The organism is Limosilactobacillus avistercoris, assembly GCF_014836425.1.
Lineage (GTDB): Bacteria > Bacillota > Bacilli > Lactobacillales > Lactobacillaceae > Limosilactobacillus > Limosilactobacillus agrestimuris.
On record NZ_JACSQW010000018.1, the window covers coordinates 1 to 19173 of the forward strand.

The 19173-nt window shown below is 39.2% G+C and carries 18 protein-coding genes; 4 read left to right on the forward strand and 14 right to left on the reverse strand.

The genetic code is table 11. From position 1 onward, the window contains the following. Positions 1-119: 119 nt before the first annotated feature. The 4 genes from H9564_RS06810 to H9564_RS06825 form a co-directional block, all read right to left on the reverse strand. The gene (locus tag H9564_RS06810) at positions 120-833 is read right to left on the reverse strand and encodes a Bax inhibitor-1/YccA family protein (RefSeq protein ID WP_191684762.1); all 714 of its coding nucleotides are present in this window, start codon (positions 831-833) and stop codon (positions 120-122) included. Positions 834-914: 81 nt separating this feature from the next. Then, positions 915-2222, reverse strand: coding sequence for a UDP-N-acetylmuramate--L-alanine ligase (gene murC, locus H9564_RS06815; RefSeq protein ID WP_191684763.1), 1308 nt, complete (start codon positions 2220-2222; stop codon positions 915-917). Positions 2223-2265: 43 nt separating this feature from the next. After that, the gene (gene ytpR, locus H9564_RS06820; protein WP_191684764.1) at positions 2266-2916 is read right to left on the reverse strand and encodes a YtpR family tRNA-binding protein; all 651 of its coding nucleotides are present in this window, start codon (positions 2914-2916) and stop codon (positions 2266-2268) included. A gap of 90 nt (positions 2917-3006) precedes the next feature. Continuing rightward, positions 3007-3327 carry a thioredoxin family protein gene (locus H9564_RS06825; RefSeq protein WP_182581653.1) on the reverse strand — a complete coding sequence of 107 codons (321 nt, stop codon included), beginning with the start codon at positions 3325-3327 and terminating at the stop codon, positions 3007-3009. Positions 3328-3467: 140 nt separating this feature from the next. Here H9564_RS06825 and H9564_RS06830 point away from each other — a divergent pair, with 140 nt between their 5' ends. Next, positions 3468-3815: a PepSY domain-containing protein gene (locus tag H9564_RS06830; protein ID WP_191684765.1), complete on the forward strand. Its 348-nt coding sequence runs from the start codon at positions 3468-3470 to the stop codon at positions 3813-3815. 57 nt (positions 3816-3872) lie between these two features. Here H9564_RS06830 and H9564_RS06835 read toward each other — a convergent pair whose 3' ends face one another. From H9564_RS06835 to H9564_RS06850, 4 genes are read right to left on the reverse strand one after another with little or no spacing between them, the layout of a single operon-like run. Continuing rightward, positions 3873-4262, reverse strand: coding sequence for a HesB/YadR/YfhF family protein (locus H9564_RS06835; protein ID WP_191684766.1), 390 nt, complete (start codon positions 4260-4262; stop codon positions 3873-3875). A gap of 20 nt (positions 4263-4282) precedes the next feature. Next, entirely contained in the window at positions 4283-4933 is a 651-nt protein-coding gene (gene trmB / locus H9564_RS06840) for a tRNA (guanosine(46)-N7)-methyltransferase TrmB (protein WP_191684767.1), read from the reverse strand. Between the two features lie 8 nt (positions 4934-4941). Then, positions 4942-6144: an ABC transporter permease gene (locus tag H9564_RS06845; RefSeq protein WP_191684768.1), complete on the reverse strand. Its 1203-nt coding sequence runs from the start codon at positions 6142-6144 to the stop codon at positions 4942-4944. Continuing rightward, positions 6137-6874 carry an ABC transporter ATP-binding protein gene (locus H9564_RS06850; RefSeq protein WP_191684769.1) on the reverse strand — a complete coding sequence of 246 codons (738 nt, stop codon included), beginning with the start codon at positions 6872-6874 and terminating at the stop codon, positions 6137-6139. Before H9564_RS06850 ends, H9564_RS06845 begins: the two co-directional genes overlap by 8 nt. 127 nt (positions 6875-7001) lie before the next feature. On the opposite strand from H9564_RS06850, the gene H9564_RS06855 reads away from it, so the two are divergent. Further along, on the forward strand, positions 7002-7439 hold the full coding sequence (locus H9564_RS06855) for an HIT family protein (RefSeq protein ID WP_191684770.1): 438 nt from the start codon (positions 7002-7004) through the stop codon (positions 7437-7439). A gap of 262 nt (positions 7440-7701) precedes the next feature. Here the strand turns inward: H9564_RS06855 and H9564_RS06860 are convergent, their stop codons facing one another. The 6 genes from H9564_RS06860 to argS form a co-directional block, all read right to left on the reverse strand. Then, positions 7702-8634 (reverse strand): peptidylprolyl isomerase, encoded by a 933-nt coding sequence (locus H9564_RS06860; protein WP_191684771.1) that lies wholly within the window; start codon positions 8632-8634, stop codon positions 7702-7704. Between the two features lie 106 nt (positions 8635-8740). Then, entirely contained in the window at positions 8741-11212 is a 2472-nt protein-coding gene (locus tag H9564_RS06865) for an ATP-binding protein (protein WP_191684772.1), read from the reverse strand. Continuing rightward, entirely contained in the window at positions 11202-12407 is a 1206-nt protein-coding gene (locus H9564_RS06870; protein ID WP_191684773.1) for a metallophosphoesterase family protein, read from the reverse strand. The genes H9564_RS06865 and H9564_RS06870 overlap by 11 nt, the downstream gene beginning before the upstream one ends. Positions 12408-12500: 93 nt before the next feature. Then, the gene (locus tag H9564_RS06875; protein ID WP_191684774.1) at positions 12501-12875 is read right to left on the reverse strand and encodes a YlbF family regulator; all 375 of its coding nucleotides are present in this window, start codon (positions 12873-12875) and stop codon (positions 12501-12503) included. A gap of 67 nt (positions 12876-12942) precedes the next feature. Continuing rightward, positions 12943-15105 carry a PBP1A family penicillin-binding protein gene (locus tag H9564_RS06880; protein ID WP_191684775.1) on the reverse strand — a complete coding sequence of 721 codons (2163 nt, stop codon included), beginning with the start codon at positions 15103-15105 and terminating at the stop codon, positions 12943-12945. Between the two features lie 167 nt (positions 15106-15272). Beyond that, a complete protein-coding gene (argS, locus tag H9564_RS06885; protein ID WP_191684776.1) occupies positions 15273-16973 on the reverse strand; it encodes an arginine--tRNA ligase in 1701 nt (566 codons plus the stop codon). 385 nt (positions 16974-17358) lie between these two features. Between argS and thiD the strand changes: the two genes are divergently transcribed. Together thiD and H9564_RS06895 are read left to right on the forward strand one after the other, a co-directional pair. Beyond that, positions 17359-18186, forward strand: coding sequence for a bifunctional hydroxymethylpyrimidine kinase/phosphomethylpyrimidine kinase (gene thiD, locus H9564_RS06890; RefSeq protein WP_191684777.1), 828 nt, complete (start codon positions 17359-17361; stop codon positions 18184-18186). Then, positions 18186-19121 (forward strand): L-lactate dehydrogenase, encoded by a 936-nt coding sequence (locus tag H9564_RS06895; RefSeq protein WP_191684778.1) that lies wholly within the window; start codon positions 18186-18188, stop codon positions 19119-19121. The genes thiD and H9564_RS06895 overlap by 1 nt, the downstream gene beginning before the upstream one ends. The last annotated feature ends 52 nt before the right edge of the window (positions 19122-19173 follow it).

Below are 19173 nucleotides of genomic sequence, written 5' to 3' on the forward strand. Positions count from 1 at the left end.
CACCCGCATAGCAGGTGGTTTTTTGTTTCGCACACTCGCTCTGCTCGCGTGCTCAACTAGGTCTAAAGACACTAATAAAAAGCTTGGGAAAACAAAAATGTTTCCCAAGCTTTATTTTTTTAATTTCTATCGCTCATCCCAAAAATTTGTAACAGGGAGATGAAGAGGTTAACAAAGTCTAAGTACAGTTGAAGAGCGCCTAAAACGGCTAACCCAGTAACTGATACCTGGTCACCATAATTAACATAAATCTGCTTCATCTTTTGTGCATCCCATCCAGTTAAAACGGTAAAAATAATTACCGCAATAAAGGAGAAAATGTAAGCAATTGCTGGACTCTGAAGAAACATATTAATAATGTACGCAATAATTAAAGCAATCAAGGCTGCCATTGCGTGTGAACCAAACTTAGTTAAATCACGCTTTGTTACTGTCCCGTAAACTGCCATTACAATAAAGATAACTGACGACGAAACAAATGCGGAAGCAATGCTTGCACCAGTGTAAGCACCAGCAATTAATGCAAATTCAACACCGTAAATGATCGAAATCAACATCAACATTATAAAGGCACCAACTGGGTTTCTTGTAGCACTAAAACTAATTCCCATTGATAGGGCAATTGGTAATAAAAGGATAATCCACGTCATTCCCGGATGAGCACCAAAATAACCGAAAACTTGTTGACGGAAAGTGTTCATTGTTAAGTAGGCAGAAAACGCGGAAACCAGAATTGCTACTACCATGTTACCGTACATCCGGGTTAAAAACCGATTAAGCCCTGCGGCATCAGTAACAACCCGACGTCCCGGTTGTTCAGAAAAATTATTCATTTAATATCATTCCTTTTAATTTGACTATCTTTGACTTTTCAAAAATAATAACAAACTTAATGGTAAGCTTCAACCCTTTAACTACTTACTCAATAATTCTTTATACTTATCTTCATACTTCTCAATATCACCAGCGCCCATAAAGACGACTACTGCATCATGATAGTAAAGAAGCTTAGTCATTGTATCCATATCAATTCCTTCACTGTTAGGAATCTTGGCCTCAAGATCTTCACTTGAAACATGACCAGCATGTTCACGGATTGAACCAAAGATTGGAGTTACAAAGACCTTATCTGCTCGTCTTAATGATTCTGCAAAGCCGTCAATATAAGCCGCTAACCGTGAATAGGTATGTGGTTGGAAAACAGCAATTACTTGGCGATCTGGGTACTTTTGCCGTGCAGCATCAATAGTAGCCTTGATTTCGCTTGGATGGTGAGCATAATCATCGATCAAGGTTTCATCAGCAATATCAGTTTCACTGAACCGACGCTTAACCCCAGTAAAGTTTGCCAATTCACGCTTAATGTCTGCCATATCAACATGTTCCATATAGGCAACTGCAATTACTGCTAAGCTATTAAGAACACTATGTTCACCATAAAGATGGATCGTGAAAGTCCCTAACTTTTGATCCTTAAAGTAGGCATCATAAGTTGAACCTGCAGGAGTCCGTTGAATATTTTCAGCACGGAAATCATCATTTTCACCAGTTCCGTAATAGTATACTGGAACATCAACATCTAATTTCCGGAGATTTTCATCGTCGCCCCATGCAAAAATTGCCTTCTTAACTTGCTTTCCATATGTTTCAAAGGAAGCACGAACATCATCAATATCCTTAAAGAAGTCAGGGTGATCAAAATCAATATTGGTCATAATTGCATAGTCGGGATGATAAGCCAAGAAATGATCCCGGTATTCGTCAGCTTCAAAAACAAAGAAACGATCCTTAGCATTTCCCTTACCAACACCATCACCAATTAGGTAACTAGTTGGTTCAACACCATCAAGAACGTGAGCTAAAAGCGCAGTTGTACTTGTCTTACCATGGGCACCAGCGATTCCAATACTGGTATGACTAGTAACTTCATTCTCAACCGCTTCAGGATAGCTCATCACTGTTAAACCAAGTTCATGAGCTCTTTTCACTTCTGGATGCTCTTCTCCAAACGCATTTCCTTGAATAACGATCATTCCTGGCTTTAAGTTAGCAGGATCAAATGGAAGGATCTTAATCCCGTTTTTTAATAGTGGGCCTTGCGTAAATGTTTCCTTTTCAATATCTGAACCTAAGACTTCATTTCCCTTATCATGAAGAATCCGGGCGAGTGAGGCCATTCCTGTACCTTTAATCCCAATAAAATAATAAGTCTTCTTATCCATTAATCTGGTTCCTTTCACAAACAATTATTAAAAAATTGACAATTTAGTTTTCAGCTAGGAAGTAAGTATTGGCCCGATCAAAGTCAACTGCTTCACCAGTTTCCTGCCAGTCATCAGGGATTATCCATAAGCCCTTCTTGTCAGGGGCGTTCTTTAGCCGTAATTCACGGAAGCCACAAAGCATTCCTTCACTCTCGACTCCCATTAACTTACCTGGCCAAATAATCTTACCATCTGGCATCATTGCACCGGGACGAGCAGCAACAACCTTAATGTGTTCCTTAACGTTAGGAGAACCACAGACAACTTGGATGGTCTTACCATCTTCTACACGGGTTTGGGTAATCTTAAGGTGATCTGACTTTGGGTGATCCTCAATCTTTTCAACATAACCAACAACGAACTTTGGTGTGTGATCAGCTGTCAACTTCTCAGTAAAACCAGCTTCACTTAATACTGCATTTAATTTTGCAACTTGATCATCACTTAAAAATACCTGACCCCGTTCATCTTTTAATTCAGGTAATAGTTCACTCGCATCAAAGAAATTGTAGCCAAGCAAGCTATCATCCTTAGTATTCGTAATTTGCGTAACTGTTCCCTTTGAAGTTACAGTTTGGTCATCTACATCTGGACCAGTAATAACAACTAAAACATCCCCCATCTCTTGGGGGTTATAACTAGAAATTAACATCAAACTTTCCTTTCTCCATCAAAATAACAATGAAGGTAATCGCGACCCATCACTTCACTGACCCCTTCATTCTTTTTACCGTTTACCATTTTACTTCAAATCATTTAAAAAATCTTCCACTTGTTGCTTTGTTTTCCGATCTTTATTCACAAAACGGCCAATTTCTTTACCATTACGATAAACAACAAAGCTGGGAATCCCAAAAATATTTAGTTCAGCTGCAAGATCGATATTTTCATCACGATCAACTTCAATAAAGGTATATTCTGGAAAATCTTTTTCAATTTCTGGCATTGCCGGCTTGATAAAGTGACAATCTGGACACCAACCGGCATCAAAAAACAGTACATAATCCCCATCACTGATCTTAGTTAGTAGTTGTTCTTCCTGCATTTGTGGTAACTTTTCCATTTTCCTACCTCCATAATTTATTTGAAGCAATTATATCATTAAGAAGCTAAGACTGCGTCTAATTAGCTTTTTTACCTCGTTAATGTTAGAATTAATATTATCAATTTTGATACTAACTAACAAAGGAAGCAATTAATTAAATGAATGATTCTAATAGTTCACTTAACCCATGGTTATTACCCGTTACCCTCGGTGCATCTGGAGTAGTTGGTTTCCTTGCTGGAAAGTTGTTTGGTCAACGACGTATTTCAGCTGACCAGATTCTCAAAATAATTCGTGATGATTTCAAGCGTGAAGGAGAGGTTACTGGCAGTTGGATCAACCAACACCGGATCCCCTACCAATGTTTTGCAGTTAAAACCGAGGCTTACGAAGGTGGTATCACCCGTTTAGAAGATGATCAACCAGTTGACTATCAATTTATTGCAGATGCAAAAACTGGAAGTCTTCTTTCACTAAAGCGGATTGAACAGTCATTAAACAATTAAAAAATTTTCTGATTAAAAAGGGACTGGAGAGTTACTTCTCCGGTCCCTTTTATTACATTATTCCCAATAATCTTCAAATTTACTTGAAGCACTGGTAATCGCATCAACATTTTCAGCGCTAAAATCACTTTCATTCATAGTTGAATCTGATCCTTCCCGCTGAAAATAAAATGAAGGTTGTTCGTCACCAGAGTGAAAATCGACCAATGTTACTAAGCCAGAAAAGAACCAGGCATCATCAAAATTAATATGATAGTTAATTCCATCCTTTTTCCTTATTAGTGTCGCCCTTCCAAGGTCCTTTTCGGGGCTAAACCCTTGGCGAGAGCTATGCTTAACATTATGTGGTTGAACGGTCTTTCCGTAAAATTTAATTCCGTCACCGGCTTGGAGGATATACGTATTTTTGAACCACTTATTCGCAGCCGCTGTAACGATTAGTTTCATCGAATCACCCCTATACCGATTTATTTTTGCAATGGCATCGTTGCCGTCAACTTATAAATTGGCTGACCCTTAGAAGCAAATTTATGTTCATATTCAGTTTCAACGTTATGTTCATTCTCATCGCTATTATGAAGATCGAGCCAGAGACCATCAAACTTCATTCCAAAGTTATTCATACTTACAACAGAGAATTCAAAGAATCCCATATTATCAGTCTTTAATTCTACTTGACCTTGGGGTTGCAAAATCAATTGGTATTCACTAAGAAATGTATGATACGTTAACCGTCGTTTTGCATGGCGCTTTTTTGGCCATGGATCAGAGAAGTTTAAATAGAGCTTATCAATTTCATGTGGTTCAAAGTATTCGGTCAGTTCTTCTCCTTCACCACAAATCAATTGTAAGTTAGGTAACTTTTCAGGAAGTGCTTTTTTCAAAGCAATTGCTGCAACAGTCCGTTGAATCTCCAAACCAATAAAATTGATTTCTGGGTGAGCTTTTGCCATTCCAATAATGAATTGGCCTTTCCCCATCCCCACTTCAAGGTGGAGCGGTTGCTCTTTAGAAAAACGGGATTGCCACTTTCCCTTAAATTGTGTTGCATCATCAACTAGTAATTCAGGATGCTCCGCCATTAACGGATCAGCCCATTTTTTATGTTTTACACGCATAATATTCCTCACTTTGTTATTTTTTTAATTCGACTTTGAAAATAAAACTTAATTAGAAGATAGCTTTCGCCTAACCCCAAGATAAGATTTATGATTAACCGTTGCCAATTAAGATCACGACCAACACTTGCCAATACAATTAATAACATCTCAAGCACAATCACCTTACTCAACAGTCGCTGGAAGTCCTTAACTTGAGCTTGATGAGCAATTGGATAAATATGGGTAAAGACATTATTTTGGTATTGCTCATAAAACGGCATCATTTGGATTGCCACCAAGTACACAAACAGGAGCACAACAACTGTATTTAACCAGTTAACCGGAATAAAGAAAGCAATTAGCATCCCCACAATCGTCAAGCGAATTACTAAACCACTTACTTCTGTGTTTCGGATAAAGCCATGCGCATACAGGTAAGCCCACGGCCGATTACCATTCTCAAGCAAACTGATTAATCCAGTTGCCCACTTTCGTCGCTTAACGTTCCCTTGAACACTTGGAACATCAGTAAAGAGATTAAAGAAACGGTAAATGCTGTACATGCGATCTTGTTCTGCCCGTACGGCTAGCCGCCAGTCAATTGCTACATTTCTATAATAAGCAACCATTGCGCCCAGTAAAACTACGGATACCAATAACCCCCAGACTGGCCCGACAAGCCAAGTAAAAAGCCAGACGATTAGAGGATTTACCCAATATTCAGCAGTTGTTCGTCGGTGCTGCTCACCCCACCGAATACTAATCGCCTTTCTAGCGGTCCAAAGCCAGGTTACTTTAGTAATCAACGCTGTGATAAGGATCAAACTAATGTCAATTCCAGTCAGGCGTTCAGTGGTTAACGCAAACGGAAGTGCCACTGCGGAAAGTGCCAGCATCATTAACACACCTAAAATCATACTATAGGTTGTTGCTTGTTTAAGATAATTTTTAATTGCAGTCACTTGCGGTAACAGGAAAACGGGATCCGGTCGCCTAATCAACGTTGCAAGCCTGCCCACCTGAGTAATCAAGACAAACCAGAGCACGAGTAGCCAACGAGACCACCACAAGTGACTATTCAACTGTGGCAACCATTGCGAATAACCATAAGCTAATGCACCGAAGAGGAAGAATAAGGCAATCACAAAATGATCATTAAACACTAATCGCCAATACTTTAATAGTTCCATAAAGTGTCTTTGACGACGTTGACTAAATAAATTATTCATTTTGATCATTCCTTGCTAAGCTTAGATAAATATCATCCAGCGATTCATCCGGTCGATCCGCTTTTTGTCGTAATTCTTCTAAGGTTCCGTGAGCACGAACTTTCCCATTAGCTAAGAGAACAAAGCGATCACAATAACGTTGAGCAGTATCAAGAACATGGGTCGACATTAATACAGCTGTTCCAGCCTTTTTCTTTTCTTCAATTAATTCCAATAAATCATGAACTGCTAGAGGATCAAGACCATAAAAAGGTTCATCAACAATCAATAATTTAGCATCGATCATCAATGCACAGCAAATCATTACCTTCTGTTTCATCCCCTTTGAAAAATTAGCCGGGAACCAGTCAAGTTTGTTATCTAGTCGAAAAATTTTTAACAACTTGTGGGCTCTTTTCCAAGCATCATCATGCTTTAATTCATAAGCCTTAATTGTCAATTCAATATGTTCCCGAAGTGTTAACTCATCATAGAGGATCGGTGTTTCTGGAACATAAGCAATTTGCTTTTTATAATCAACTGGATCTTTTTGGATATTAACGCCATTTAACGTAATTTCGCCAGAAAAAGGCCTTAATAAATCAATAACGTGATTAATCGTTGTTGACTTTCCGGCCCCATTAAGGCCAATTAAGCCAACTAATTCTCCAGCTTTTACCTGGAAACTAATATCTTTTAATACTGGAATTCGGGAATATCCTCCTACCAGATTTTTAATTTCAAGTGCCATTATTTTTCCTCTTTTTTATTGACTTATCTAGCGTTGATTATATCATAGGTCACTTATTGACAACTCTTTTTTAGAATACTTTTGGTATACTTATGGTAACAATAAGTTTTAAAAGGAGCGATCACTAATGGACAACTGTATTTTTTGCAAAATTGTTAAGGGTGAGATCCCAAGTTACACGGTATATGAGGACGATGTGGTAAAGGCGTTCCTTGATATTTCACAAGGCACCCCTGGTCATACCTTGGTTATTCCAAAGAAGCATGTTCCTGACCTATTCGCATATGACGAGGAATTAGCAGCAGCTGTCTTCTCCCGTCTTCCAAAGATTGCCCGGGCAGTTAAGGCTTCTAACCCTAAGATTAAGGGATTGAACGTCCTTAACAATAACGGCAAAGTTGCCTACCAATCCGTTTTCCACTCACACATTCACTTAATCCCTCGCTACTCCGATCAAGATGACTTTAAGATGATTTTTAAAGATAATTCAGGTGAATACAATGACGCTAAATACAAGGAAATTCAAGAATCAATTAAGCGACAATTTGACAACACCAATAACTAATTATTTTCAAAAAGATATCAATAATATCAAATTTCTTCTCGGCTCACTTAAACAATTACAATCAAGTGTGCAACGTTTACAAGGCGCCACTAAGGGAGTTATCCACTATCTGGACAGCGCTAAACATGATGTGGAGCAATGGCAATTCAAAAGCCAACCTCGCCTTGAAAAAATCCAACAAATTATTGATAAAATGAAATAAAAGGAAGTTCCCGCATCCGACTAAATCGGATAGCAGGAGCTTCCTTTTATTTATATTAAATTAGTTACTTCCTAATGAAGAACCATTATTTGACTTAGTAGTAGTTGCATTACTGTTTAAGTAATCATCCATAATGTTCTTCAGGTCATTATCCTTAATCGAAACATTCCCCTTCTTCAGAACATTTGAAACAACCTTGTGTAAGAACTTCGGATCGTTCATCTTTTCTTGGACGATTTGGGTTCTTAAGTCGTTAATGTGTTGGCTCTTCTTTCCCTTAGCAGGGTGTTCAATCATGTAAATAACAACGTAGCCATCATCTGTCTTAACTGGTTCAGTAGTAAATTCACCAGTCTTTAACTTAAAGGCTGCCTTCTTGTAAGCTGAATCAACAGAAGTAGAAGTATTATCAAAGGCAGCAACCTTTCCACCGGCTTCCTTAGTAGAAGCATCGGTTGACTTAGACTTAACTAACTTCTTAAAGGTCTTATAAGGGTGATTAGAGTTATTCAATTGATCAATGATTTCTTGAGCATCATCCTTACTTCCAACAAGAATTTCAGCAGTTTGGACCTTTGGCTCATACTTCTTCCATTGCTTATTAATCTGAGCATTAGTGATATGAGTATAACTCCGAACAGCAGCTTCCAAACATAAGTTAGAGCGAATCTGTTGCTTTAGCTTTTTCTCGGTTAAACCTTGTTGTTGCAATACCGCACTAAATTGTGAACCATACTGGTTTTTGTAAGTGTTATATTGAGCGTTAACCTGCTTATCGGAAACTTGCTTCCCGTATTCCTTATCCAAGACCTTATCCAAGATCATTTGTTGAAGAACTTGTTTCCCGTTTGTAGTGGTCTTCATTTCGTTGTAGTACTCTTCTTGAGTAATCTTTCCACCACTAGTTGTTGCAACAGCCTTGCTTCCACAAGCAGCTAAGGGAAGAGCCAATGTTGCACAAGCAATGATTGCAATTAATTTTTTCGACTTCACAAAAACACTTCCTTGATTTATTTATAATTCTCACAAAACTTACCAATCTAATATACCACACTCGATATGTGATGCGCTGTCTTGATAAAGAATGTTTAAATGATTTTCAAACTTTATTCTTATTTAATCGATCAAGGTCAATCACTGGTGAACCCAATTCTTTAATTTGATCATTTGCGGTAAAGTAAATCACCTGATTTTCCGTGGCCATTTGCTTTAATAATTCAAGCATTCGACCACGACGAACATTGTCAAAGTTAACAAAGCCATCATCTACCATTATTGGTAATTTAATTTGATCACTAATGACCGCAATAAAGCCAAGGCGGAGTGAAATAAACAATTGCTCAGCCGTACCAAGTGACAATTCAGGTACCTGAAAGACCTGCTGTTCTTGACTCAAAGTACTAATCCCATCATCATCTACCATTATTTTTTGGTAACGATCATTAGTCAAAATAGCAAAAAATTTTTCTGCCTGCTGAAGGATCTTCGGATAACGATCTTGAGAGGCAAGCTTTAAAGCACCATTAATCCACCGAATAGCAAATTGTTCACTTAACCATTGTTTTGTCTCGTGCCAGATTGTTGTTTGTAAATTGGCTAATTGCTGGTTTAATTCACTAAACGAACCATCCTGAACTAGCGAGTTAATCTGAACCTTAAGCTGAGCTAATTTTGTTTCAATTTCTGTCTGCCCCTGTTCATTAGCTGCCAATTCCTGGTGAGCCATTGAAACATCCTTGTCTAGGAGAGCTTTATCAGTATAATTTGCCAACTGCTTACGATCATTATTGGTTAATTGCTGTCCGTAAACCTCAGTGGTGACCTTTCTTGTCTGCTCCGTAACTTTTTGTGTCTGGAGTCGTTTGAAATCATCATCGTTTTTAATATTAAGGGACTTATATTCAGCTTCCTTATTTTTGAGCTCGGTTGTTAGCTGGACCTTTAACTGGTCAAAGCGATTTTGTAGTCTAGTTTGTTCTTGTTCTGCACCAGCTAACTGTTGTGAACGATCTTGCATTTCAACAAGCCAACGATTATAACTATTGATTAACTCGTTAATTGAGTCAGCTACCATCTTAATTGGTAACTGACGTTTTAAGCTTTCCAATCGTTGATTAAACTCACTTTTACTTTGATCAACTTGTTCTAATTGAACTTTTAAATCCTGATAACGATGAAGATCAGGCTGCATCATTAACCATTTATCAGTGGGAAACGAAGATAAACCATACCGTTCTCCAAATTGCCGTAATTGTGAATGCTGTTCTTCAGCGAGTTGTTTTTTATGCTGTTGTTGCTTAAACCATAAACCACCCGCTGCACAAAGAGCAATTATTCCTAAAATCCATATCAGCGGCTGGTGAAGAATTAGTCCAATGATGAAAAGGACAATCCCAATTCCAGGAATAAATAGACTTTGATTATTTGCCTCATAAGAAATAGCATTGAGCAATCCCTCAAGCTCACTAACAGCCCGTTCAGAAAGCGGTGCTGGTAAATTAGAATTCCCGTATCGTTCTTCTAATTGTTTAAGCTCGTTTTGCCATTTGGCTTGCCGATCTGTTCCCTGGTTATTGCCTTGAATTTGCAATGTCAACAATTGATCCTTCAACTGTTGGTAGTGGACTCTTTGTTGTCGATAGTCATTTACTTCAGGAGTAGAAAGTTCCTTAATAACTGCTTGCTGTTCAAGTAATTGTGGCTCAAGTGCTTGAATTTGTTTTCGCAGTCCCCGTTCTTGACTTTGAATTTCCTGAACCTTAACTATTTTCTCATCTGTTAACTTTATTCCTGCCTCTGACTTTTGCTGTTGACTACGCCATTGTTCAAACACAGGCCATAACCGTTGAAGACGTTCTACTTTTTCAACTTTGTCTTTAAGTTTAGGTTGTTCCTGTTGGAGTTTCTTTAGCTTAAACTGCCCTTTGGCCTGTTCCTCAACTAGTCGATGATAGTCACTACTTTGCAACTGGGCTTGATTAACTCGTTCATGGAGTTCATCGTATTCCTTTAAGTGACGGTTTAAGCTTAGTTTTCTACCACGTGGCTTATATAGTGAGTCAGCGCTTTTTTCTAAACGGGCAATTTGCTGGAGCCACTCTTGGCTACCAACTGCTCCCAGTCGTTGTAACTGTTGCGCAAGTTGTTCTCGGTCAAGTTCATCATTTAAGATATTATTCTGGTTAAAACTATAAATTGCTTGATAAAGTTCTCGATCTAACGGACCAATTAATTCAGTGAGGAAATCAGCTCTTTCCTTTTTCCCTTCTTCATTAGTGATCGTTACCTTGCCACCATTTTTCCCCTTAACCCGTTTAATAACGTACTGGTGTTGGTTTGCATCAACCGTCAGTGAACCACCATAACCTGAGCCATCCTTAGGAAGGTATTGTTGGTACTTATTCTTTCCGCGACCATCCGCAAAGCCAAAAAGAATACTCAATATAAAGGCAGCTAAGGTTGTCTTCCCTGTCTCATTTGCTCCGTAAATCAATACTGGATTATCAGTAAATTTAAAATCTTGATCATGCCACTTTCCAAAGCCATCAATGTGAACCCTTTTAATCTTCATGATGGTCCTCCTCGCCTAATTCTTGACTAGCCTCACGACGCAATTCTTCAATCATTGAAGGTTCTGTAAGATGTTCAGCAATAAAATCATACTTTGATAATTTCCCCACTAACTCTACCATTGCCGATTGATTAAAAACTTCTTTAGCGGCTTGATCCCAATATTCTTGATCTAAATCAGTCATCTTGGGAAGATTAGCCTCCCCAAGAAGGTTAATTTGATAAGGCCACCATTTTGGCGAATCATCTTCTGCAATTTGTTCCTGAAACCGTTCTAAAATTGTCCCGTTAGTAATTAACTGTTTTGTTAGAGCACTCATTTCACCAGTTGACTGGACATTTAACGCAATCATTTTAAACTGCTCACCCGGCTTAACTTGCTGTCGTAATCCTTTAATTATGATATCAGCAGCTTGCAAGTGATCTAAATTAGCGTTAACCGTACACCACTCAATTGGTGCAATGGCCTTAAATTCTGCCTTTAGCTTACTTAAATCACTTTGAACAAGGTAATAACCATGTTGGCCATCCTCATTTTTATGCCGACCTTGGGGATCACCAGGATAAACAACCGGAGGATTATCATTAAGTACTTGGTGTTTATGAATATGACCTAATGCCCAGTAATCATAGTTCTTTTGCAAAAGCTCTGCTACCGTAAATGGAGCATAGTGGTCCTGTTCGGAATTATTTTGAGCAAGTGCCCCATGGAGCATCCCAATATGCCAATCAGTGGTTGCCTTACTTGGAAAACCGCTTACCTGATCAGCTGATAACCAGCGCTTCCCGTAACTAAATCCAGTAATCGATACCGTTTCTTTATTCGAAAGTGTTAATGTTTTGGTTTCAACCTGATTGCCGAAAACATGAACGTTCTGGGGAAGTGAAGTTACTCCTTCACTAACTATTTGGTAATCATGGTTACCGTAACTTAGGTACACTGGAATCTGATGTTCATTTAAGCGTTGACACTGACGAACAAAAAAATCTTCCGCTTCAGCACTATGGTGATCCCGATCATAGATGTCACCAACAATTAAAACAAAATCGACTTGTTCTTTAATGGCATTATCAACAATTCGTTCAAATGCTGTAAAAGTTGACCGATGAATCTTTTGCCAAATCTGCGTTGGCATATCAGCAAGTCCCCGAAATGGACTATCTAAATGTAAATCTGCAGTATGAATAAACTTCATCTTTTCACCCTTTGAATAAAAAACGAGAAGAGTGTTCAGACACGACCGTCATCATTCATCTTCCCGTTATCATTTTTATAACTAAATTAACAGTTACTTGTCAGCTGGTTGTGGGCCTTGTGGCATAACGTCCTTGTAAATGTCTTGAATAGGACTAGTAATTGTCCGGTTGAGTTGTTGGAGCATGTTATCAACAGCCCGTTCTTGGTTCATTAAAGTTTGTACTTCAGGTTTAGAACTCATTTCCTTAGCAATTGTTTGGATTGCGTTAATTTCGTCTTGAGTTAACTTTTGGCCAGCCATTTGCTTTTGTTGAGCGTTAGCTTGCATTTGTTGGAACTTCTTGAAAGTATCAAAAGTATCCTTTTGGGCCTTTAAGTTATCAAAAGCCTTCTTCAAGCCTTGATATTCTTGTGTTTCTTTTAGTTGATTACTAAGTTCATTAGCGGTGTCATAAATATTAACCATTTTTGTAACCTCTTTTCATTTATTCAACAATTTGATTGTATCATACTATCGCCTAATCATCATTTTTTCAGAATAAAGAACGAACATCATTCCATAACTGACCTGCACGATTACCAAAATCATTTACCGATTGGTTAAAGCGATTCATTAAGTCGCCACCATTCTTCAAGAAGGAGCCCCAACCTTTACTACTCTTTCCGCTATTAGCATTTGCACGCGTCTGAGCATCTTGAACATTAAACTTCGTATTTGGCGTATTTTTCAAGATACCAGTCATTTCTACTTTGTAAAGGCTATTAACATTCTTCATTGAAATATCCTGGAGGGCATGCGCTGAATTAGTGTCATCATACCCTTCCCAAGTAGCAACCACCACATCAGGAGTATAACCAACAATCCACTTATCACGATCATCGGCACTATTACTCTTAACCGCAGATTCGGTTGTCCCTGTTTTCCCGGCTAACGTATAACCTGCTGGACGAGCTGATTCTCCGGTCCCGTGTTCAAACACCCCAATTAACATACTGGTCATGTTTTTGGCAGTATTAGCAGTCACAACCCGCTTGGGCTTAGCCGGTTTGGCAGTAACAATGGTTTTCCCAGAAGCATCTTTAATTTTTGTAATATAGTGCGTATCCGGCATTTTTCCTTCATTCGCAAATGTCGAATAAGCCCGGGCAACTTGTTCTGGAGAAACCCCCTTAGTCATTCCACCAAGGGCAAGTGCCAAGTTTTTGTCGCTTTTCTCAACCGGTAAGTCAAACTTCTGGGCCATCTTATACCCAGTATTAACACCGATCTTATTCAGTAACCAGACCGCTGGAGCATTCAAGCTTTCATAAACCGCTTTATACATTGGAACACTTCCGGCATACGTATCGTCATAGTTCTTTGGCGTATAATCATTAGTTCCGTATGATTGCTTTTTATCCTGAAGTGTTGAATCATAGAAGTAGCCATGTTCCAATGCTGGCGCATAAACGACCAATGGTTTAATTGTTGAACCTGGTTGTCGCCGCATCTGTGTTCCCCGGTTAAAGCCACGAAAAACATGCTTCCCTCGGCCACCGATAATTGCTGTAACTCCACCAGTCTTGGGATTCATAGCTACTGATGCTGACTGCACTTTAGTTCCGTCAACCGAGTCACTTGGGAAGTTATCGTCATCTTCATAAGTTTGCTGCATGGAACGTTGCTGATCCTGATCTAACGTTGTATAGATCTTATAACCATTATTCATGATTTCCTTTTCTGAAAGATGGTATTTACTAATTGCCTCAGAAATTACAGCATCAAAATAGTACGGATAACGGTAAGTATTTGGTGTAACATACCCGTTCCTAACCTCCAATGGCGTTTTCTTATATTGGTTTGCCGCAGATTGGCTTAGTTGATGATTTTCAACCATTAATTGTAAAACAAGGTTCCGTCGTTGCTTCGTTGCGTCAGGATGGGCAACCGGATCGTAAATTCCCGGTGATGTTAACATCCCCGCTAACGTTGCTGCCTGAGGAACGGTTAATTCATCAGCATCACAGTCAAAATACCGCCTTGCCGCATCTTGAACACCCCATACACCGTTACCAAAGTAAGCATTGTTGAGGTACATCGTTAGAATCTTCTTTTTACTATATTGATTCTCCACCTCTACCGCAATAAAGATTTCACGAGCCTTCCGGGAGAAGGTTTGTTGCTGAGTCAAAAAGGCATTTTTAACTAGCTGTTGCGTTAAAGTACTTCCCCCACCAGAAATATAGTTCCGGTGGAGCAGCTTATTTTTAATTAACAAGAATCCGGCCCGGCCGAGACCCTTAATTGAGAAACCGTGCTCATGGTAAAAATTACGGTCCTCTGTAGAAATCACTGCTGCTGGAACGTTCGGTGAAATTTTATCCAAGGATACATAGGTTCCCTTTTGTGAATAAAGGCTACCTGCTGAATCACCATTACGGTCATAAATCATGGTTGGCCGTTGCAAACGATCCTCAAGATTTTTAACATCTGCCGTTTTAGCAACAAACGTCAGGTAAATACTGGTTACTAAAAACAGTGATAAACAAATAACAATTAGCCACCGTGTTATCTGATATCGGTGCCAAAATTGTTTTAACCAACGTATAAAACGTTGCCATAATTCTTTTAAAATTTCCTTTATCCGTTGCCAAAGTTGCTTTAGCCAGATCTGTAACCGTTCACGGAAAGGAGGCTTTTCTGGTTCTCTTCTCATTTATTAATCCCCATATTGAATAACATTAAATCTAAATCATTTTAACACAGGATATTTTTACCATAGTTTCTTTTTATTGAGCATAACTAAATTTTAAAATAATAAAGCAACCTAAGATTAGTCCTCGATGATAATCTTAGGTTGCTTTTATCTAGCTACGACATTTATTACATTTCGTCAGGAGCCTTAACATCAAGAAGAGCTAATGCTGACTTCAAAACGTGACTAACCGTTTGAGTTAATGCCAACCGTGCTGGTTGTTGTGGATCATCATTTAAAATCCGGTTATGAGCGTAGTATTGGTTAAACTTCTTTGCAAGTTCCAAAGCATACTTTGCAACTACTGATGGATCATAGTTAAGTGCAGCCCGCTTTACAGCTTCACCATATTGACCCAAGAAGCTAATTAATTCCCAAGCACCATCGCCAACTTGAGTTAAGTCAACATTACTGAAGTCACGGATACCGCCCTTCCGTAAAATACTCTCAGCACGTGCCCGAGCATATTGAACATAAGGACCGGTTTCCCCTTCAAACTTAACAACGTCTTCAAGCTTGAAATTAACCGCATTCCGCCGGTAGTTCTTTAAATCATGGAAAATTACGGCACCGATACCAACTTGCTTAGCAACTTCATCGGCGTTCTTCAAATCAGGGTTCTTTTCTGCAATTTGCTTCCGTGCCAAGTCAACGGAGTCATTAAGAACGTCTTCAAGAGAAACAACATTTCCTTTACGAGTTGACATCTTTTGACCATTCAAGTTCATCAAACCAAATGAAATGTGTTCAATTTGGTCCCACCAGTTAAAGCCAAGTTCCTTCAATGCCATCCGTAATTGCTTAAAGTATACTTCTTGTTCAGCACCAACAACGTAAAGTGACTTAGCATGGCCGTACATCCGCTTCCGGAACAATGCAGTAGCCAAATCACGAGTAATGTAAGTAGTCGTTCCGTTGCTCTTGATAATTAACAATGGTGGCAAGTTGAATTGATCAAGATCAACAATTTCAGCACCACGACTCTTCTTTAATAATCCCTTGTCACGGAGAAGTTGGATTGGTTCTTCCATCTTTTGTGCTGAGAATGCTTCACCATTAAATGAATCAAACTTAACATCCAGCATCTTGTAAACCCGTTGGAACCGTTCCAGGGAGATTTCACGGAACCAGTGCCAAAGACGCCATGCTTCTTCATCACCGTGTTCCAACTTTGCAAACCATTCACGACCAGCATCTGTGTATTCTGGGTGTTCATCGGCTTCAGTGTTAATCCGAACATAAAGGTGAAGGAGAGTATTAATTGGGTCATTCTTTAAACCTTCTTGGACTTCTTGACTGTCACCCCACATTTCGTAGGCAGCCATCATCTTACCAAATTGAGTTCCCCAATCACCAAGGTAATCAATCCGAATCAAATTGTAGTTAACCTTTTCAAGGATCCGAGCAATTGCTTCACCGATCATGGTTGAACGAAGGTGTCCCATCCCCATTGGCTTAGCAATGTTAGGTGAAGAGTAGTCAATTGTTACGTTAGCCTTATGACCAAGATCACTTTCACCATAGTGTTCAGGATCGTTCAAAATTGACTTAAGGACATCAGCACCAACATTGGCCTTATCAAGGAAGAAATTAATGTATGGTCCAGCAACAACAACCTTATCAAAGCCACTTTGATCAATCTTCTCTATTAGTTCACTAGCAATCATTTGAGGAGCCTTGTGTAAGCTCTTGGCTAAGAAAAATGTTGGGAAAGCATAGTCCCCATTATTTGAATCCTTTGGCCGTTCAATTTTTTCTTCGATTTCATTTAACTCTAAGTCTGGTAATGCAACAGCTAAGGCATTGGCAACTTGTAATTTTTCGTCCATAAATTAATTCCTCCTATACAAAAAATCCCCAGTAAATAAGTAATATTTACTAGAGACGAGATTTTCCCGCGGTACCACTCTAATTGAATTAGAATTCCACTCATTTATTAAGTTTTGCCTATGAAGCACGCCTTCATAAAAACGAAATTCCTGACTCCCACCATCACAGGATCGCTGACAAACCGTTTCTTACTACTACTCTTCAATCATTGGTTTCTTGTCTAGTGTATCATAATTCATTCGTTTGTAAACAAGAATTTTTTCAATTCATTTTAGTACAAATACTTGCAATAATTCTTGTTCTTGCAAGCCCTTTATTGAGTCACCACCGATTCTTTTATGTTACAATTTTCCCAAACATGTTATAGAAAGGTTGCTGATAGACATGATTAACCAACAAGTACAAGCAGTAACAATCGCTGGTCATGACTCAGACGGTAGTGCAGGGATGCCCGCTGACCTTCACGCATTTTTCGCAGATGGTGTTTATGGTCACGGCCTTCTTACCGCAGCGGTTTCCGGTAATTCTTACGGAATCGATGCAGCACAAGTAATGCCAAAGGACTTTATTGAACAACAGTTTAAGACCTTATCCGCTGATTTTAAAATTTCAGCTGCCAAAACAGGGATGCTGGCTAATGATGACGTAATCAATGTTGTCGCTGATCAGTATACGAAGGTTGACTTTGGCCCATTGGTGGTTGATCCAGTAATCATCACTAAACACGGTGCAATGCTCCTGGAACAGTCAGCATACGAACTCTTCCGTGAACGAATTATTCCGCTTGCTACCGTGATTACACCTAATTTCTATGAAGCACAAAAGTTAACTGGCCTTGAGTTAAAGGACACTCAAGAAATGTTTATTGCCGCAAAGAAACTCCAAGAAATGGGAGCAAAGAACGTGGTAATTAAGGGGGAACATAATGACCCTAACCAAAAAGAAGTAGTTGACGTTGTCTTATTAGAAGATGGCTCACACTTTGAATTAAGTAAGCAATTTTTTGATACCACCCATGTTAATGGTACCGGTGATACTTTCTCTGCCGTTATCGCTGCTGAATTAGCTAAGGGAACAGACGTTAAGAATGCCGTTCTCCGGGCTAAAGATGCGGTCTATGCTGCAATTTCACACCCAATTGAAGTTGGCCATAAATTTGGTCCAATTAATCACTGGGCGGCACAACGTGAATTAAAGAAGAAGGAATTATAATGATTAACCATTATCGTCATAAAGTTGTCTTAGTTGGGGATGGTGCTGTCGGCTCTGCCTTTGCGTTCTCCCTCCTTCAATCAAATCGTGAAGTTGATGAACTTGTTATTGTTACTCGAAACCACGATAAGGCCATTGGAGATGCGCTTGACCTTGCTGATATTACTCCTTTAACTGGACCAACCGATGTTTTTGCTGGTAATTATGAGGACGCCCATGATGCGGATGTCGTAGTTATTACCGCTGGTATTCCACGGAAGCCTGGCGAAAGTCGCCTAGACCTAATTCACAATAATATTAAAATTCTCAAGGGAATTGTTGAGCCAATCGTTGCTAGTGGTTTCAATGGTGTTTTTGTTATTTCTAGTAACCCCGTCGATCTCCTAACAACACTTACCCAGCAAATTTCTGGTTTCCCAAAAGAACGGGTTATCGGTACCGGAACCTCTCTGGATACGATGCGCCTACGATTAATTCTTAGTCAACGTCTAAATATTTCAGTAAATGCGGTCGATTCACAAGTTCTTGGTGAACACGGTGACTCTTCATTTGTCACTTTTGATGAAACCATGATTAATGGGCGCCCACTAGATGAAATCATCCAATTAACACCAGAAGAAAAGGATGAAATTGAGAAACAAGTTCGGCAGGCTGGTGCAAAAATCATTCAACATAAAGACGCCACTTTCTATGGAGTCGCCAAATGCCTCTCAACAATTGTGTCCGCGATTGTTGAAAACCAAAACACAGTCATTCCAGTTTCGGCTCCCCTCACTGGGCAATACGGGATCAATGGCCTTTACCTTGGTTCACCAGCAATTATTAACCGTCAAGGAATCGGTCAAGTAGTTGAATATCAACTATCGCCTACTGAACTAGCCAAAATGCAAGCATCAGCAAAACAACTTACCGCGGTCCTCAAAGAGGTTCAGTAAAAAAATAACCTTCAAGGCTTACCTTGAAGGTTATTTTTTCAATCCAATTTTT

Excerpts from the sequence above, each read along its gene's own strand:
- murC (WP_191684763.1), bottom strand. The coding sequence starts at position 2,222 with ATGGATAAGAAGACTTATTATTTTATTGGGATTAAAGGTACAGGAATG.
- trmB (WP_191684767.1), bottom strand. The coding sequence starts at position 4,933 with ATGCGTGTAAAACATAAAAAATGGGCTGATCCGTTAATGGCGGAGCAT.
- H9564_RS06895 (WP_191684778.1), top strand. The coding sequence starts at position 18,186 with ATGATTAACCATTATCGTCATAAAGTTGTCTTAGTTGGGGATGGTGCT.
- argS (WP_191684776.1), bottom strand. The coding sequence starts at position 16,973 with ATGGACGAAAAATTACAAGTTGCCAATGCCTTAGCTGTTGCATTACCA.
- H9564_RS06850 (WP_191684769.1), bottom strand. The coding sequence starts at position 6,874 with ATGGCACTTGAAATTAAAAATCTGGTAGGAGGATATTCCCGAATTCCA.
- H9564_RS06865 (WP_191684772.1), bottom strand. The coding sequence starts at position 11,212 with ATGAAGATTAAAAGGGTTCACATTGATGGCTTTGGAAAGTGGCATGAT.
- H9564_RS06825 (WP_182581653.1), bottom strand. The coding sequence starts at position 3,327 with ATGGAAAAGTTACCACAAATGCAGGAAGAACAACTACTAACTAAGATC.
- H9564_RS06855 (WP_191684770.1), top strand. The coding sequence starts at position 7,002 with ATGGACAACTGTATTTTTTGCAAAATTGTTAAGGGTGAGATCCCAAGT.
- H9564_RS06830 (WP_191684765.1), top strand. The coding sequence starts at position 3,468 with ATGAATGATTCTAATAGTTCACTTAACCCATGGTTATTACCCGTTACC.
- H9564_RS06880 (WP_191684775.1), bottom strand. The coding sequence starts at position 15,105 with ATGAGAAGAGAACCAGAAAAGCCTCCTTTCCGTGAACGGTTACAGATC.
- H9564_RS06845 (WP_191684768.1), bottom strand. The coding sequence starts at position 6,144 with ATGAATAATTTATTTAGTCAACGTCGTCAAAGACACTTTATGGAACTA.
- H9564_RS06870 (WP_191684773.1), bottom strand. The coding sequence starts at position 12,407 with ATGAAGTTTATTCATACTGCAGATTTACATTTAGATAGTCCATTTCGG.
- H9564_RS06810 (WP_191684762.1), bottom strand. The coding sequence starts at position 833 with ATGAATAATTTTTCTGAACAACCGGGACGTCGGGTTGTTACTGATGCC.
- H9564_RS06875 (WP_191684774.1), bottom strand. The coding sequence starts at position 12,875 with ATGGTTAATATTTATGACACCGCTAATGAACTTAGTAATCAACTAAAA.
- H9564_RS06835 (WP_191684766.1), bottom strand. The coding sequence starts at position 4,262 with ATGAAACTAATCGTTACAGCGGCTGCGAATAAGTGGTTCAAAAATACG.
- thiD (WP_191684777.1), top strand. The coding sequence starts at position 17,359 with ATGATTAACCAACAAGTACAAGCAGTAACAATCGCTGGTCATGACTCA.
- ytpR (WP_191684764.1), bottom strand. The coding sequence starts at position 2,916 with ATGTTAATTTCTAGTTATAACCCCCAAGAGATGGGGGATGTTTTAGTT.